The following is an 18302-nucleotide window of genomic DNA, read 5'->3' on the forward strand; positions in this document are numbered from 1 at the left end:
AAACCTTTTAAGTGGACATATAAGGGTAAAGTCTTGGCCGTTTAATGGCCTGTCTATTTCTGCCGAGCTGTACTAGTGAAGCATCGATCGAGATGCTTCGCTTCTATCAGCATGACACATAGGCTTTGCCTATGTCCCGATCGCCCTTATGACTTGGGCGTATAAGTCGATCGCACTTGCAACTCCTTCAACTGCTTCTCATCCACACCAGACGGCGCATTTGTCAACAAACACCCCGCTTGCTGCGTCTTCGGAAAAGCCATTACGTCCCGAATAGATTCCTCACCAGCTAACAGCATTACCAACCGATCCACACCGTAAGCAATGCCTCCGTGGGGCGGAGTTCCATACTCAAACGCATCCAACAAAAAGCCAAACTTATTGTAAGCTTCCTCAGTCGATAAGCCGATCGCCTCAAACACCTTTTCCTGAACTTCCCGCTGATAAATCCGCAGAGAACCGCCGCCGATTTCTGTACCGTTTAACACCAAATCGTAAGCTTGAGCTCTCGCAGTTTTCAAATCATTAATATCGTCAGGATGCGGCGCAGTAAACGGGTGATGCGATGCTTCCAAACGCTTCTCGTCAGCGTTCCATTCAAACATCGGGAAATCGGTCACCCACAGCAGATTCATGTTGTCTTTGTCAATCAATCCCAATTCGTTACCGACAAACAAACGCAATCTATCCAAAGTCTTATTGACTGTTGTCGCGTCAGCCGCTGCGAATAACAACAAATGACCTGGTTGCGCGCCCGTGCGATCGAGCAATTCCTGTTTTTGTGCTTCCGTCAAATTATCCTTAATAGCGCCGATCGTATCAATTTCGCCATTATCCCGCACCCGAATGTAAGCCAATCCCTTCGCACCGGCGTCGCTGGCTTCCTTAAACAAATCGCCTTTCGGACCCGGTTTAATCCGCACGTTAGAAATCGCATCATTCCCGCCCGGAATCGGCAAAACTTTCACAATTCCGCCCGCAGCAACCGCCCCGGAAAATACCTTAAATCCCGAATCTTTCATCAAATCGGAAACATCGACTAATTCCATACCGAAGCGAGTATCCGGTTTATCGCTACCGTAGCGATCCATTGCTTCAGCGTAAGTCAAGCGCGGGAAAGGACAAGGCAATTCTACGCCTTTGACACTTTGGAAAATATGGCAGACTAAACCTTCATTTAAAGCAATTACTTCTTCCACAGACATGAAACTCATTTCCATGTCCAATTGCGTAAATTCTGGCTGTCTATCGGCGCGCAAATCTTCATCGCGGAAACAGCGGGCAATTTGATAATATCTGTCAAAACCAGACACCATCAACAATTGTTTGAACAACTGCGGCGACTGCGGCAAAGCATACCATGCACCGGGATTGACGCGGCTGGGAACTAAATAATCTCTCGCACCTTCGGGAGTCGCCCGAGTTAAAATCGGCGTTTCAATTTCCATGAAACCTTCGACATCTTCCAGGTGGCGGCGCATGGCTTTGACAACTTGGTGGCGAAGCTGCAAATTGCGACTCATACGATCGCGCCGCAAGTCCAAATAGCGATATTTCAGCCGCAAATCTTCCCGCACGCTTTCATTTTCCGCCGTCGCCACCTGAAACGGTAACTGTTTGCGAACCGCATTCAACAACTCAATTTCGTCAGCGTAAATTTCTACTTCACCCGTAGGCAATTTCGGGTTGAGGGAATCTTCGGGGCGGTTGGTGACTCGCCCAGTAATTTTAACCACGTATTCGCTGCGTAAAGCCTCAGCCCCGTGATAGGAATCGGGGGTACGTTCAGGATCGCTGACAATTTGCACAATACCCGATCGATCGCGCACATCCAGAAAAATCACCCCGCCATGATCGCGGCGGCGATCCACCCAGCCGTAAAGGGTGACAGTCTCTCCAATGTGTTCGCTTCGCAGTTCGCCGCAGTAGTAACTTCTCATAATTGGGGGTTGTGGACTAAAAATAAAGCTTTTTGATTATAGCGCTTAGTGTCAAAACCTTTTATGAACAGGCAAGATGCCTGTTCCACAAGAAAATTCAATCTTTGTGGAACAGGCATCTTGCCTGTTCTTTAAAATGTGGTCATATCTGAGTTTAATGCTTCTTGTCAAAAAACGCCGTCAGCGCGTTCCATGCAGACTTAGCCGCATCCGTCAAGCGAGTGCCGATCGACTCAATTTGCTTCACAATAAGGTGCCAATTCTTTTCAGCTTCCGTGTGAATGTGGTCAACAGCTTGTTCGATGCGATCGCGTTCGATCAGTTTATTTTGTTCCACCGCTTCTCGCGCTTGTCGCACTGCTTTCAAATAAGCTTCGCGACTGACTTCGCCGGCATCTTGCACCTGCGCTTGCGCCCGCGTTTTAATCGCATCCACCACCAGCCAATTTTTTTCAGTTTCTTGTTTAATCAGCCTGACTGCTTCTGTGAATCTCTCGTGGGCTAGATCCTTATTTTCTTCGATCGCCCCGGAGGCCTTATTAACAGCTTTTAAATAAGCTTCGCGGGTGAGTTCGCCCGCTGCTTGCACTTCGGCAGCGGTGCGTTTTTTAATTGCTTCAAACAGCGCCGCAGTTTCTGCGATCGCCTCATCAGTCGCGTCGGGCATCTCTTGTTTGACGAGCTCCGTCGTTTCGAGAGTTGCCTCTAAAATTGGTTCCTCGGTTACTTTTGGATCTGTCATATCAATCTTCTCCTGTGGTAGTAAACATTTTCAAAAAATCTCACATTCCCTGGATGCAGACTTTGTAGGTGTAGCGCCAGAAGGAATTGTGGTCTTTTATACCGACTTTGTACCTGTAGCGCCAGAAGGAATTCTGACATTTAATAAGAACTAGGCAATTTTTGTTCCAGCTTTATCAACTTTTGTATCCGCGCTTACCTAGTTGGAATGACCTCAGTTCTATTAGATTATATCTACCAAAGTTGCTCTCGTGTGTAGGATACCGCCAAGTTGCAGGTACGGTTTAGCGCACTTAAATTTGTAATAAGTTTCTATACCTAAAAAAACACACACCAATAAACTTGGTTTCTCAACACAATAAAACGGACACATTTAATAGTTTCAATTTTCCAAATGCAAATCTTCGCTCTCGTCGGTATATAACAAGTGGTGACGCCTTTGAGCGTGCAGTAAAGATTGAGGAAATTCGTACTGAGATAAGAGGATATCTTCGAGCGCCACTTTCATTTGATTGGCGCAGATATCTGGCGGCACTTTGCCCATTCCCGTACCCAGGCCGGGAATAGCAATAGTTTCAATGATATGTTTGACTGGCGTTCCATCTGCGACTGAGCCAAATTTTACGAGAGTCAAAATAGCGCGGGTTGCTAGATAAACATTTACTGTTTCTCTTAAAACTGTGGGAACCCGCATAATTGGTGCAGCTATTAAATAGGGAATTTCAGCATGATCGGTGTCTACAATTTCTGCCATGCCTACTAAGAGTTCGCCGTGATGGCGAGCCTGAATTAGTTTTTGCAAGCGTTCAAGAACCTGCCTCCCAAAATATTCCGAAATTTCTAACTCTAAGCCGTCGTCCATGAAACCAAAACTATTCCCCGCACTAACAATAGCATCGCATTTTACATCAAATATTGAACCGCGATGTATCTTTACATTTTCTATACTGCCGCAAGTGCTTTCCCACGCTCTAACTAAACCATCGTCTAAGGTAGCCAGCACAATTTGCATAAATACTCTCTCTTAATTTTAATTGCGAACAGCTAGAGCAATCGCCAATTTAATCCTACAATACTTTACATTATTCCGCTGAATTTTAAATTTATCTCAATTTCAACTAGCAAAGGTTCAATAGCTACGACATTTTTTGAGCGCACACACCCTTAACCTAATACAGGGAGAGCTTTTAACCGGGTTGCCACCCTCTCAGGTTTAGGTGTGATGAGCTGTACTGCATCGTGTTTTCCGACTGAGGCGCTAAAGTCTTCAAGCTGTTTCCCTATCTTGTTTTCAGTTTACTCTTTCTCGGTTGAACTCACGTTTAATAAATAATGCTTATGGCGCTCCAATCGGGAGCATCTCATATTTGTAAAAACACTTCTTCTGGCTCCTGAATTCTGACTCTTTCCTCCTGGCTCCGGGTTCCGGCCTCCTAACTCCAATTTCTAGCTTGGCTGCTTTCATTTAGATGCTCCCCTCCGATATCGCTGTTCTCAAAAGAACGGTTGAGGATTTAAACAGTGTTTGGTGCGTTTATGCTCGTACATTAGTTTGTCAGCCTTTGCCAGCAATTGTTCTAATAAAATTTCATTATTTAAATCCCCAAACTCCACACCAAGACTTATTGATATATAAGCTCGCTCGGACTGTTGATTAAAGCGATCTATATTTTCTTGCAGCCGAGCATGAAAATTAATAGATGAATTACCAGAAAAGTTAGGAATAAATAAAGCAAATTCATCTCCTCCCAGTCTAGCCACAATATCCGCCTCACGAAAGGTTTGCTTCAATATTTGAGCGGCGTCAACGATTACTCTGTCTCCCATTTCGTGTCCTAAAGTGTCGTTAATCTTTTTCAAACCATCTAAGTCAGCGAACAAAATAAAATAGGATGTTTGGGTGCGTCGAGCAATTTTTAGTTGTTGATCTGCTAGTAAAAAAAAGCCCCGTCGGTTATATAATCCAGTTAATTCATCAGTCACGGATAGCTGTCTTACTTCTGCTTCTGCCCTCAGACGTTCCTGGATTTCGTGTTCTAAACGTTGATTTTGTTCGAGCAGTTGTTGGCGTTGCTGTTGGATGAGTAATTGATTTTTTACTCGCATCAGCACTTCCTGCTCTTGAAAGGGTTTGGTAATATAGTCTACGCCACCCAGTTCAAAGGCTTGTACCTTGTTTTCCAGTCGTTCGAGCGCACTGATAAAAATAACCGGGATCTGAGCACTCGTTTCCGATGCTTTTAACTTTTGGCAGACTTCGTACCCATTCATCTCCGGCATATTGATGTCAAGTAAAATCAGAGCAGGTGGGTCGCGATGAACACCTTGGAGTGCCATTCTGCCGTTGAGGGCTTTACGCACAATATAGCCCTGTGACTCTAGAATTTTGGCTAACAAGCGCAGATTGTCTGGGGTATCATCCACGATGAGAATATTCGTTTGGGCCGCAAGTTTGAATAGAGTTGTCATGGTCTTCTTCCTAAATCTGGGTGAGAGTTGCGATCGCTTCAAGCTGAAAGTTATCGACCAAAGATGTCATCGCCTCGATGAAATCTTGTTTTTCCTTGGGAATTTGAGCGATAAGTTCATAAAGCTTATTATCACTAAGATCGAGTGCTGCTTCATGAACTTCTGCAATCCACTTGGTTGGCATGGTTTTCAAGTCGGGAGTAAATATCTTTGGTGGCGAAGCTGATGAGTCTGGCCGAACTTTTTCGGCGTAGGAGTAGCGCACACCCAAGTGATGAGCTATTTTGTCGAAAAGTGTGTCTTCAGTAAACGGCTTGGCAATGTAGTCATCGCAACCGACTTGCAGGCTGGCGATGCGATCGTCTTCAAAAGCATAGGCCGTTAGGGCAATTATGCGTGTAATTTGTCTTTTGTCCTGTGACATTTGCCCTGAGTTATCTGCTGATGACCCCTGACTAATGACTAATGACTGTTGTGATCGAATCTGTCTCGTCGCTTCATAACCATCCATGACAGGCATTTGAATGTCCATCAAAATCAGGTCAGGGTGCCATGTTTGCCAACGATCGATCGCCTCTGCCCCATTCTCCACCGCACACACCTCAAACCCAAGTGACTCCAGCAGTGTCACCAGCAGTTGCCGATTTTCTGGAACGTCTTCTGCTACTAGAATTCGGTAGATAGGTTGCCCCGGTGCGATCCCGATAATCCGATCGCTCGTTTCAGGTTCCTCTAAATCAAGGGACTTTGGTAGTTCCAAAACGACTTTGCAGGTAAAAGTCGAGCCTTGATCCAGGGTGCTTCGCACGGTGATATCGCCTCCCATCAGACGCGCAAACTGACGACTGATAGACAGTCCTAAACCTGTTCCTCGATCGTGACGACCGCGATTGGTTTGCATGAAAGCGTCAAAAATTGATTCTAAATCTGAGGGAGAAATGCCAGATCCGGTATCCTCAACTTCGAGACACAGGGTAATAGTTGGTTTAATATCGGGTTGATTAGTGGCGCGATCGCAATTTGTACCGGATGGCATATCATCTGATGAAAAAGCTCGTCCACGCAGGGCTATGCTTCCTGTTGTTGTAAATTTGAGCGCGTTCCCCAGGAGATTAATCAAGATTTGGCGAAGTTTTGCTTGATCGCCACAGACATAACGGGGGACAGTAGCATCCCACTCGCTGCTAAGATGTAACCCTTTCTCACCCGCTTTGAGAGTGAACATCTCGTTAATAGAACCCAGCAGTCGATGCAGATTAAAACAGCTTGTACTCAGTACCAATTGCCCTGCTTCAATCCTAGACATTTGCAAAACATCGTCGATCAATGTCAGCAGGTGTTCTCCACTACGGGTAATGATGCCTAAATGCTCTTGAAATTCTTCTGGGATATAGGGGCTGCGGTTCATAAGCTGGGTAAATCCCAGAATGGCGTTGAGTGGCGTTCTGAGTTCGTGGCTCATGTTGGCAAGGAACTGGCTTTTGGCACGGTTGGCTATAGCAGCCCTTTCTGCAGCGTGTTCTAGGGCAGCTTGCGAAAATTCTAACACCGCCAGCATGAGGATATGTCTCATTTCGGTGGCAGCTTCTAACTCTGCAATCTGCCACGGATAAGACATCTGGCGCACTGTCTCTTGCCACAGTTCAAAGGATTTGCGGGGACACAGGTGCATTTTTCCAATTTCGTCGATCGACACAGCATCCTGTGGATTACCTGCCCAGTTTATGGTTTGAATTTGTTCTGGTCGGAACCAAAGGATGTGGTATGACTTTTGTATGGCGTATGATAGGAAGATTGAGATTGCTAAAACACCGCTAGCTCGCTCTTTGAATTGCTTGGCTTGGGGATACAACTGAGACAAAGAAGCTGTTGCAAACACTCGTTCTTTGTTCTGTTGCAGCAACCACTGCACGAGTTCGCCAACCTCAGCTTCAGATGGTGTTTGACCCACCAAGGTCAGACGACCATCGAGCAGAATAGCAGCTCCCTGAGCATGAACTAACTCTAGCAATTGAGAAGCATTTTCGGTCAATACCTGTTCTATAAAATTAGAATCTCGCCGGAATGCCTGCTGAAGTTGATCCTGAATAGTTTTCGCCTGCGCTCGGTAAACCTTCAATTCTCGCTCTTGCTGATGTACCAGTTCGATCGAGGCAAATTGTCCTAAAAATTCACAGGTTTTGCGAGTTTCGTAATCTACCAATCGCGGGCTGTAATGGTGACAGGCAATTAATCCCCAGAGGCGCCGATCGTCAATTAATGAAATCGTCAGTGTCCCAGCAACTCCCATATTCTGCAAGTATTCAATGTGGTAGGGAGATACTCCCCTTAACACACAAGCACTTAGATCCTGGGGTGTATTGGTTAGGGGATGGTTGGTGGGAATTAGGCGGGCCGGAGTGTAATTGATATTGGGAATTTGGCGAACCCAATTGCTGTAAAACAATTTACGGGCGGGTACGGGAATATCGATCGCCGGGTAATGCAATCCCAAGTAGCTTTCTAGATAGCTTTCTTTCTCTTCAGCAATCACCACCCCATGGTCATCGGCTTCAAAGCGATAAATCATCACGCGATCGAACCCGGTCATGGCTTTCACTTCTCTAGCAATGGTTTGAGCTAAATCCGAAAGATCGATCGCACTACGAAGGTTGAGGATAACGGTTTGCAGACGATGATAAAAATCGATTGAATGATGATTGTCAATAGTCGATTGGGGTTCCATCTCCAGAATCAACTCATCTGGTAGCTGATGCACTGTGCTTCTATATCTTTGAATCGTGCCGTCTTTGAGAGGGATTTTTATATCGAAACCCTTATCAATGTTTAGTTGTTCTTGAGCTAGACACCTAACAATTTCTTGTACTCGATCGTGACCCAATAACCCTGGCAATGGCTGACCTAGCAATTCTGCGGCAGAAATGCCAAAAAACTGTTCTACATTTTCGCTAGCTTGTAAAATTTTTAGGCTTTTTTCTTGCAGCAATAAAACGATTCCGTGTGGCTGAATATGACCGGGAGCATACACGGATTCTTCACTGCATTCCTCTAAAATTTTTAAATTTAAAGGAGTGAGTTGGGAAACTTTGTGATTTTTTTGAGGCATTTTAGAGCAGTAATTATCAATAAAAATTAAGGAGACTTTTTTCGGAATTTACCAAAAATTAAATTTAATTATTGTTAGCTCTTCCTAATTCCCTAGTCCTAATCAAACGTTTAACTGCACAACAGCTTATAAATCCAATGGAGGAATTCCACTTGGGAAATTACCTTGAATTAGATTAAGGATTTTCTCAAATTGATACTGGTGGGCGAGTTCCGTCAGATAAATACCCAATTGAGCGAGGTCTGAGGAAAGTTCAGCTACCAGTTCAACGATCGCAACATCATCCCCACATAAAGCAGCATCTTCCAACTCAACCACCCATTCTTTTGGTAATGTCGCCAGAAGCGTTGGATCGAGGGAATCTGAAACGGAAGAGGCAACAGAAGAGAGGTAAGAAGGAAAACAATCTTTTCCCCGTTCCCCCTTTTCTGTTTCCTCTTCCTCATATACATACTCTAAACCTAGGTATTCCCCCATCTTAAGAAATAAGGTCTGTTCCCGGAAGGGCTTGCTGATGTAGTCGTTGCAGCCAGCAGCTAAGGCGAGGGCGCGATCGCTCTGGGAAGCTTGGGCCGTAAGTGCAATAATGATACTGTTCTGTCCGTCTTCCATAGCCCGAATTTGCTTGGTAGCTTCGTATCCATCTAACACGGGCATCCGAATGTCCATCCAGGTTAGGTCGGGTTGCCATTGTTGCCAAATCTGCACAGCTTGCTGTCCGTTGGTAGCTTCTTTTACCTCTAATCCTAATTGTGTCAGTAATCTGACCATTAGCAAGCGATTTTCTGCTTGATCATCAACCACCAAAATGCGATGATCCCGTTGACAGGGAGCCAGCCCAATCACGAGGCGATTATTCTCTTCGGGTGTAACATTTACTCCACTGATGGGGCTGACGGGAAGGGTAAAAGTGAAGGTACTCCCCTCTCCCAGAGTGCTGCTGACAGAAATTTTTCCGCCCATGAGTTCCAACAATTTGCGGCTAATGGTGAGACCTAACCCAGTACCGCCGGTCGATCGCTTGCCAGCTTGGGCTTGCACAAACGCATCGAAGATGGTATCGAGTTCGACCGATGCAATCCCTACACCTGTGTCAGCGACTACAAACTGGAGAATCGGCCGAGTTGTGGTTAATGTTCCTGTACCCTCCGCCTCAATGCTGACTTGCAAAGTAATGCTTCCTCGATCGGTAAATTTGATGGCATTACTCAGCAGATTCAGCAAAACCTGGCGCAGTTTTTGAGCATCGACAAGCATAAATTGGGGAACTTCTGGCGCAATCTCGAAACAAAGGTGAAGCCCTTTAGAACTTGCTCGTTCCGCCAACATATTTCGGAGGGAATGCAGTAGCGCAATTAAGTCTAATCCGCTTTGTTCAACTGTGCAGTGTCCCGATTCAATTTTCGAGAGATCCAACACATCGTTAATCAAACTCAAGAGGTGATCGCCACTGCGACGAATTGTTTGCAGGTCTTCTTTTTGGGTGGGAGTTAGGCAGGAGTCATGGGCCATCACCTGAGCAAATCCTAGAATCACGTTGAGGGGAGTGCGTAATTCGTGGCTCATATTGGCTAGGAAGGTACTTTTTGCCAAGTTTGCTGCTTCTGCGGCTTCCATTGCGTGCTGCAGTGCGAGTTCTTTTTGTTTGCGATCGCTGATGTCTTTGTGCGTTCCAATCATCCGTAAAGGCTTACCATGTTCATCGTAGGCAACGACTTTCCCGTAGTTAGCGATCCACTTCCACTCACCTGACTTGCAACGCACACGATAGTCAAAGGCATACTTAACTGAGCTATCTTGCAAGTTACTATGGAGAGCCTCAAAAACCCAGAATTTATCATCAGGGTGAATCATCTGTTCCCAGACGTTCACATCCATCACCAATTCACCCGGCTTGTAACCCAACATCTCCTGGTAGTAGGAATTCACGTAAAGTTTTCCAGTTTCAATGTCCCAATCCCATAGTCCATCTCCAGAAGCTTCTAGTGCCAGTTTCAAGCGTTCCTCACTCAGTTGTAAGGCGGTTTCAGCTTGATGCTGTCGCGTCACATCGATCGCCACACCACCTACTAGCATTTGCCCAGATAAGTCGGGGATGAGAAATTTGTAAACCAGAAACTCACCCAGGCTTCCATCTCGACGGGACGCAATCTCAATCGTTTCAATTAGTTCGTTGGTTTGAGCAACCGTTTGAATATTTTCTAGAAATTGTTGGGCGATAGCGGCGGGGTAAAGTTCAAAAATGGATTTTCCAATCACATCGTCAGTGGGTAAATCGAAGGTATTGAGATAAGTCTGGCTGGCATAGAGCATTACACCATTTTCATCGGTAATCCAGGCAGGGGCAGGGCTGTGATTCATGAAGGCTTGGAAGCGAGTTTCACTCTCTCGGAGTGCCTGTTCTGCTTGTTGGCGTGCCGCTTCGTTGCGTTTGCGATCGCTAATATCCCGGCAGATACAGAAGTTCATCATCTCATCTTGTAATTCCACCCGGTTCCAGCTAATTTCCACGTCATATACAGAACCATTCTTGCGGCGATGTCGCGTCTCAAACAGCGGAATAACTTGCTCTCTCTGGAGCATAACTTGTAGTTCTTCCCTCGTCCATTCAGCATCCCAATCAAACACATTCAGATTCAGGGTTTCTTCTAGGGTGTAGCCCAGCATTTGAGCAAAACTGGAACTAGCTTCGACAACTTTTCCGACCCAATCCATGACAACAACACCGTCGAGTGAAGTGTTGAAGAAGGCTTTACTCCGTAAGAGATCCTGTTCTAGTGCAAGTTCGGCTTTTTTGCGATCGCTAATATCTTTCATGAAGCAGTAATGCCCCAAAAATTGATGTTGTTCGTCGTAAGTTGAAATCATCACCAATTGCTTATAAAAAACAGAACCGTCTTTACGGACTCCTTTCGTTTCAACTTCAACTCTGCCCTCTTGCACCATCAGCCAATAGGCCGCAACCAGTTTTTTCAACTCATCGGGATGTACGGTTTTTTCCCAAGACATCCCCACCATTTCTTCTGGCTGATAGCCTGTCACGTCAGAATATGCTTTATTGACATAGAGGTAACGTCCTTGTACATCCAGTTTGGAAATGCCGGACAGCGCATTTTGCATCACCTCACTTATTTCTCTACGCTCTGCTTCTGCGTGTTTGCGATCGGTGATATCTTGGGAAAAACAAAGTAGGTACTGGGGCTGATGCTGTTCGTCGTAAATGGGAATCTTCATTGTATGCAGCCAACGTTTTCCCAAACTATGACTGTGAATAACTTCTTCGAGAATATCCTCACTCTTACCTTTCTCAAAGGCTTCTCTATCCTTTTGGTCAAAAAAGATAGCCTGTTCTGTTGGAAAAAAATCATAGCCACTTTTGCCGATCGCTTGTTCGGCTGAAATGCCAAATAACTGTTCGCTGGTTTTATTCCAAAACTCAAATACGCCAAATCGTTTAGGCTGTACGTCCTTAACAAAAACCGCCACGGGTAAATTATCCAGCAGTGCTTGTAAGAAATTGCGAGTTTTTTGGATTTCCAGCTCTACTTTTTTGCGCTTGCTAATATCAATAAACGTAACTACAACTCGTTGAATTTGACCATTTCGATCTAACTCAGGGTAGGCATTAACTAATACCCAAACACAACTATCAATTTCTTTTTTAATTCCTAAAACATAATTTTTGAGGGAATTTCCACTGGATAAAACCTGATTCACGGGATATTCCTCTCGGGGCATAACGCTGCCATCTTCCCGCACAAAATGCCATGCCGGAGAGATCGCGGTTTTTCCCAGCATTTGATCCATTGAAAGCCCTAGTAATTCACCGGCCTTTTCATTACATAGTTGGATGCTGGTATCTGCCGCATGAATCACAAAACCCGCATTTAAGTTATCGATCAATTGCCGATATCTGGTTTCGCTTACCTGTAAAGCAACTTCAGCTTGCTTGCGCTCCGTAATGTCGGTGTGAGAGCCAGCCATCCGAATTACGTTACCTACATCATCCCAAAGCGCCTGACCGCGATCCAAAATCCATTTGTAGGAACCATCTTTGCAGCGAATGCGATGTTCTGTGATATAGAAAGGAGTTTTCTTGGCAAAATGGTCTTGAACAGCTTGTATCACCCATCCCACATCATCGGGATGCATCAAATTAACCCATTCGTCTACAATGTTTTGGATTTCATGGTCTTCATAGCCCAGCATTTCCTTCCAGCGACTAGAAAAGAAGACCTCGTTGGTTTGAACATTCCAATCCCAAATGCCGTCATTATTCCCGCGTACAGAAAGTTCCCAGCGTTCTTCACTTTGACGTAGTGCTGCTTCTGCTTGTTTGCGGTCAGCAATATTCCGGGCAATCTTTGAGGCTCCAATTATATTCCCTGTTTTGTCTTTAATGGGGGAGACACTCATCGAGACATCGATTAATGTTCCATCTTTCCTCAGCCTCTTTGTATCGTAGTGTTTGATGCGTTCTCCTCGCTGGATTTTGGTGATAATTTCGTTTTCCTCATCTCGATAGTCTGCGGGAATCAGTTTTCTCCCTGATTGCCCTACTATTTCGGCCGCTGTATAGCCAAAAATTGTTTCTGCTCCTACATTCCAACTTGTAACTACACCCTCTAAATCTTTGCTGATAATGGCATCTTCCGAAGACTCAACGATCGCAGCTAGTCGGGCGATCGCAATTTCTGCCTGTTGTCGTTGGTGAATTTCCCATTGCAACTGGCGATTTACTTTTTTGAATTGATGGACTTCGCGAGCACTAAGTTGTGCCATATACACGACCAACATCAGCAGCCAAACTAAAAGTAAGCCACCAATTAAAACAACTTTTGGCAAATAAAAATTTTCCCTTTTAACCAAATCTAAAGTTGGAGAAACCTCTATTCGCCACTCGGCACTATAGGCTCTTATTATAACGGTTTTATGCTGTGAATAGTGAGATAATAGCTCTTGACCGTAAATCAAATTCGGGCCATCATATATAGCCAGATTGTACCCAAATGGCACTTTTAAAATACTCTCAAATAGACTTTTAAAGTGAAAAACTCCGACAATAAACCCATCAAACCGCTCCCCTACAAATAAAGGAAAACTTGCTAGAAATCCTTGACCCCCTTGAACAAGTGAAACATTGCGAGTTAACATAGGTTGACGCAAATCACGAGCCACTTGCAAAGTGATTTTGCGACGCAGTTCCCGATTAAGATCTAGGTTTTGCGCTGCCTCATTCCCAGCCAGTGGCACAACCGATCGCACTTTAAATGATGGATCGACTAATTCGATCGCCTGATAACCGTAGAAATCCTTTACATAAGCATCAGCATCGGCTTCCCAAAGAGCCTTTGGTGTACCGCCATTGGCTTCCCACCGATTCGCCATTTGCCGAAGTGTCAGCATCCGAGTTGATAATTCTTCGCTCAGTTGTAACTGAATCGCATTGGCTTCCTGCTGAATTAACTGCTCAATGTGAATTTGTCCGTTGATGGTTAGCTGTTGCCACGTAAATAAAACAGCAAGAGAGGCCACCAAACCAAGCAAAAGAGGTAGCAATCTTTTAAGTGGTCTTTGGCATAAGGTTATCATCAGGTTGAGTCGAGTGACAGCCATAAATTAAGCGATCTCTGAATAGAGCTGCCTTCAATTTGGTGGGCGATAATTTCAATTTAATTATACAACACAGCAAAGTTTTGAGCGTGAAAACCCGTTAACGCTAGGACAATCTCTCAACTTGATCAGCCCTAAATAGAAGTGTTAAATTCTACCGATAAAGAATGTTGTTCTTTAAGCCCTAGCTGTCTAACTAAATTTAGAGAGGGCGATAAGCTAGATCTGTTCAGATTGTAAATAGGCATTGTTGGTCAACAGTGGTGGCAAAACCAGTAGATTTGATGCTGGCGGAGGTGACGGAGCATTTGATTCGAGCAGCAGGGGCAGTGTGTCATAAAGACCTATTTTTTAACTAAGGGGTATTTCACTCTTGTTGCAAAGTGCTGTAAACTGAGTTGAATCAGCAATAACAAGACCCTAGAGAAAAAAAATAAAGATTTGGTAAAGAATACAAAATGCTTAAGAAAAAGATACAAGTTTAAACAATTTGTAATAATTTTAGGAGCGCAGAGAATTTTTATCCCACAATACGCACCTTGTAATGTCCCATCTGGTTTGTTATAATTTTACACTATTAAGAGGCAGCTTTTGAGACCCATTCCTACATAAAATGGTTTTCCTGTTCCCCGTTCCTGGATGTGATCTGAGAGTCTAAATCCTAGCCCTACACCTTTGTATGAAGGTCTCGCGGGCAGACAGTCTGGTGTAAAAGATGCGGTATCAGGAACAATCGATGCCTTCGCTAGCGACGGAATGCTGTTAGTAGGAGAAGCGCTGAGACAGGGTTTAAGTCCAAGCCAATATTCTGTGATACCGGAGCAGCCTTTAACCTGCATTTCTTACGGCATGATATTGCCAGCAAGTGACACTGAATGGCAAGAAACAGTCAATAATTATATTCGCAATCAAAGTTCGACGAATTTGTTGGAAAAAGTGATCGGACGCAATTCTCCTTTCCTACCGATGAGTGTCGCCGATCAAGATAAATGTATTTGAACCCAAATCGGGCAAGGTGCTCGGCGCGCACCAGAAGAATAGGGGTCAATCGATTTTAGATTTTAGATTTGAGATTTGAGATTGACTTGCGCGAGATAAATGCTCTTTCTTGAGGATTTTCGATTTGAGATTTGGGATTGATTCCACGGATAAATCACGTGGCGGGTACCACCTTTGAAATTCGTGGTCAGGTGCGGATCTTGTCAGGGCAAGTCCGATCGCTGCAACCAGTGGCGTCAATAGGCTCTAAACTGGATTCAGGAAGGCGCGCAGCACAGGTTTAGGAGGGTCATCAGTGACAGAAAAAAATTATCAATCGTCTTCTCTACCCACCTACGCGCGAAAAGAACTGCGGGAATTAGTTCGATCGCAGTTAAGGGCCCTGTTGGAAGAAGGAGACTTTAAAGGAGCAAAAGCGATTTTGCACCCGGTGCAGGAAGCAGACATAGCTGAAGCTATCGAAGGCCTGCCAGAAACCATGCAAGTAATAGCTTTCCGCTTGCTTTCCAAAGACGAAGCAATCGCAGTCTACGAATATCTCGACTCCAGCGTTCAGCAGTCCCTCTGCGAAAAATTCAAACGCCAAGAAGTCATTGACATTGTAGACAAAATGTCCCCGGACGATCGAGCTAAACTCTTTGACGAACTGCCGGCAATATTAGTCCGTCGCCTGTTGGGTGAATTGAGCCCGACGGAACGGGAAGCTACGGCTCAACTTTTGGGTTACGAAGCCAGTACCGCCGGTCGGATCATGACCCCGGAATATATTTCTCTCAAAGAAAGCTTTACCGTCGCCCAAGCTTTAGACCGAATTCGCTCTTTGGCTAGAACTACCGAAACAATTTATTCTCTTTACGTCACCGACGCCGGACGCAGCTTGACCGGTATTTTATCCCTGCGGGATTTAGTCACTTCCCCCCTGGACAAAACTGTCGGCGAAATTATGACCCGCGAGGTAGTTTCTGTTCAAACAGGAACGGATCAAGAAGAAGTAGCTAGGCTGATCCAGCGTTACGATTTTTTAGCTGTGCCCGTTGTAGACCGCGAACAGCGTCTGGTCGGCATCATTACAGTTGACGATGCGATCGACATTTTAGAACAAGAAGCCGCCAAAGATATTTATACCTTGGGCGGCGTCCAGTCCGGCGGCGACAATTATTTTCAGACCGATTTAATTACCGTTGCCCGGAAAAGAGTCGTGTGGCTGTTTGTTCTGCTTTTAACTAATACTGTCACCGGCGCAATTATTAGAGCTCAAGAAGATATTTTGAACCAAGTAGTTGCCCTAGCAGCCTTTATTCCCCTCCTGACTGGCACTGGAGGCAATGTCGGAGCTCAGTCCTCAACTGTTGTAATTCGCGGTTTGAACACTGACGAAATTACAGCAATGGGCCCGTTTCAAGTAATTGTTCGCGAGGGGATGGCGGGAGCGCTGCTAGGAGCTATATTGGGGACTGTAGCGACGGGCTGGGCTTACACTCTGCAAGGGAGTTTTGAAGTGGCACTCGCGGTGGGAGTGAGTTTGTTTGCGATCGCAATTTTAGCTTCTATTGCCGGTTCAGCTCTGCCGTTTCTATTTCGTTCTTTGGGTTTAGACCCCGCTTTAATGTCGGCTCCTTTTATTACCACCGCAGTTGATGTCCTAGGGGTCTTGATTTATTTCACTTTAGCTCGACTAATTTTGCAGATTTAATATATTTAAGTAGATTGGCATCAATAAAAAAACCATAGTAATTTTAAATTCGGTGATGTACAGCCTCCCAATGACTGATGACCAATGACCAATGCCCAATGCCCAATTCCCAATTCCCAATTAAGCTATGTCATCATCCAATTCACCAACCAAAATCCAAAATCCCAAGTCGAGCAATTGGTTAGAAACTGCTGAAGTGGTTTTTATTGCTGCCTCTGCTGTGGGATTGGCTGTTAGTTTGGTTTGGGGGCAGAGCGTTTATGCTCAAGTGCCTGTAGTGATTTCGTTGGTGTTGAATTTTGTGAACCGGCAGAAGCTGCACAGGCAACTTAAAGCAAGTACGGCTGCCACGTTCGATCGCGTAAATCAACAAGCAGCTACTACCGATCGCGCGATCGAGCAATTGCAACTTGCTGTAAATGCTTTAGACGAAGCTCTTGCTCAAACATCTCGCGAAAATCTCAATGTTGCGCCTGGAGAAAACGTACACTCTCTAATTTCAGCAATTGAGAACCTGCGCCAGCGACTAATAATTTTAGAAAAAACTATTAAAATGATTCAAAGCGAGATTGAGCTCACCAGCCGCCAATTCAAACAGCGACCGGAGTTGCAACAAGTCGAAACTTTGACAACAATAATTCTGGACTTGCAGCAGTTTATCAACGAACTGCCGCAGTGGGGCAATTTGCAGCAGCGGCAGCTAACAGAACTTCAGCAAAAAGTAGACAATGCTTTGGCTGAGCTCTCAGAAGAAATTGCTGCGATTCCCAACCGCGTGCAAGAAGCAGTGGGCGATCGCAATTCTCAACCAGAGAGTTCTGCCGAGCGAAATAAGGGCGAGCGACCTAAAACCTACGATGTTGAGAAAATTCGCCAGAAGTATCCCAGAGCTTATGTCAAGTGGAGTCGGGAAGAAGATGAGAAGTTGAAGAATGAATATGCTAGCGGTCAACAAATTGGTGAATTAGCAAAGAAATTTCAGAGACAATCTGGGGCCATTCGTTCGCGATTACAAAAATTAGGATTAATCGAATAAGGGGAATGGTATAGACAAAAATGAGTAAATCTAAAATCTAAAATCTAAAATCGGCAATAACAAAACGATCGCCCTTTTTTTTCAAAAGAGCGATCGCATTGTTTCTGTATTCAGTACCTGCTGCCAACAGCAGACCACTAACATCAAATCTCAAGGCTTTATAGCCTTGGTCTACCTCATTTTAGAAATCTTGGGGTAACAAAGAACTTAAACGCTCCAACAAAGGATCGGAATTCCGAGGAGGAGCAACCTCAGCATCAGGCACTACATTATCATCCGCCACAGACTCAGACTCAATCGGGCCAGGCTCTACTACTTTTGAAACTTGGGCAAAAGAAACTTGAGCAAACTTACTGTTAACACTCCCCTGCAACTGATCCAACTGCGCGCTGAGTTGACTCAGGTGATGTTCCAGTCCCTCCAAACGGCTTAATTCCTCTGCCGAAACATTGTGCTCAAACTCAGCAAATTTGGCCACAAGTTCAGCAATACGCTGTTCCAACCGTTGAAAGCTCTGTGTAGAGCTAGCAGACTCAGATACAGACAAAAACTGCCACAAAGCTTGCTTGCAGAGATTGCTGAAAGTCTGATACTTCGTGAAAGCCAACTCTTTTTCAATAGCGGCCAGCAAAGTTTGATCCGCAGCATCTTCCGTAAACGCCACCGAGAAATTCGCCTTATTTTTTGCCCACAGTGCCATAGGGT

Annotated in this window: 10 protein-coding genes; 3 read left to right on the plus strand and 7 right to left on the minus strand. The window is 45.0% G+C overall.

Going from position 1 to position 18302, the window contains the following annotated elements; genetic code table 11:
• Nucleotides 1-146: 146 nt before the first annotated feature.
• From aspS to QUB08_RS21805, 6 genes are all read right to left on the minus strand, one after another.
• The gene (gene aspS / locus QUB08_RS21780) at nucleotides 147-1940 is read right to left on the minus strand and encodes an aspartate--tRNA ligase (RefSeq protein ID WP_333227020.1); all 1794 of its coding nucleotides are present in this window, start codon (nucleotides 1938-1940) and stop codon (nucleotides 147-149) included.
• Nucleotides 1941-2094: 154 nt separating this feature from the next.
• Nucleotides 2095-2682: a hypothetical protein gene (locus QUB08_RS21785; RefSeq protein ID WP_333227022.1), complete on the minus strand. Its 588-nt coding sequence runs from the start codon at nucleotides 2680-2682 to the stop codon at nucleotides 2095-2097.
• Between the two features lie 381 nt (nucleotides 2683-3063).
• On the minus strand, nucleotides 3064-3693 hold the full coding sequence (locus QUB08_RS21790) for a macro domain-containing protein (RefSeq protein WP_333227024.1): 630 nt from the start codon (nucleotides 3691-3693) through the stop codon (nucleotides 3064-3066).
• Nucleotides 3694-4175: 482 nt separating this feature from the next.
• Complete coding sequence (locus QUB08_RS21795) at nucleotides 4176-5150, minus strand: diguanylate cyclase (RefSeq protein WP_333227026.1); 975 nt, start codon at nucleotides 5148-5150, stop codon at nucleotides 4176-4178.
• Between the two features lie 10 nt (nucleotides 5151-5160).
• On the minus strand, nucleotides 5161-8256 hold the full coding sequence (locus QUB08_RS21800; protein WP_333227028.1) for a response regulator: 3096 nt from the start codon (nucleotides 8254-8256) through the stop codon (nucleotides 5161-5163).
• A gap of 126 nt (nucleotides 8257-8382) precedes the next feature.
• A complete protein-coding gene (locus QUB08_RS21805; protein WP_333227030.1) occupies nucleotides 8383-13872 on the minus strand; it encodes a PAS domain S-box protein in 5490 nt (1829 codons plus the stop codon).
• A gap of 672 nt (nucleotides 13873-14544) precedes the next feature.
• Between QUB08_RS21805 and QUB08_RS21810 the strand changes: the two genes are divergently transcribed.
• From QUB08_RS21810 to QUB08_RS21820, 3 genes are all read left to right on the plus strand, one after another.
• Nucleotides 14545-14868, plus strand: a complete 324-nt coding sequence (locus QUB08_RS21810; protein ID WP_333227032.1) for a hypothetical protein — start codon at nucleotides 14545-14547, stop codon at nucleotides 14866-14868.
• Nucleotides 14869-15163: 295 nt separating this feature from the next.
• Nucleotides 15164-16561, plus strand: a complete 1398-nt coding sequence (gene mgtE / locus QUB08_RS21815) for a magnesium transporter (protein ID WP_333227034.1) — start codon at nucleotides 15164-15166, stop codon at nucleotides 16559-16561.
• A gap of 127 nt (nucleotides 16562-16688) precedes the next feature.
• A complete protein-coding gene (locus tag QUB08_RS21820; RefSeq protein ID WP_333227036.1) occupies nucleotides 16689-17597 on the plus strand; it encodes a hypothetical protein in 909 nt (302 codons plus the stop codon).
• 181 nt (nucleotides 17598-17778) lie between these two features.
• Here QUB08_RS21820 and QUB08_RS21825 read toward each other — a convergent pair whose 3' ends face one another.
• Nucleotides 17779-18297 (minus strand): hypothetical protein, encoded by a 519-nt coding sequence (locus QUB08_RS21825; protein WP_333227038.1) that lies wholly within the window; start codon nucleotides 18295-18297, stop codon nucleotides 17779-17781.
• Nucleotides 18298-18302 lie beyond the last annotated feature (5 nt).

The organism is Microcoleus sp. BR0-C5 (assembly GCF_036705045.1).
In the GTDB taxonomy this organism is placed as follows: Bacteria; Cyanobacteriota; Cyanobacteriia; order Cyanobacteriales; family Microcoleaceae; genus Microcoleus.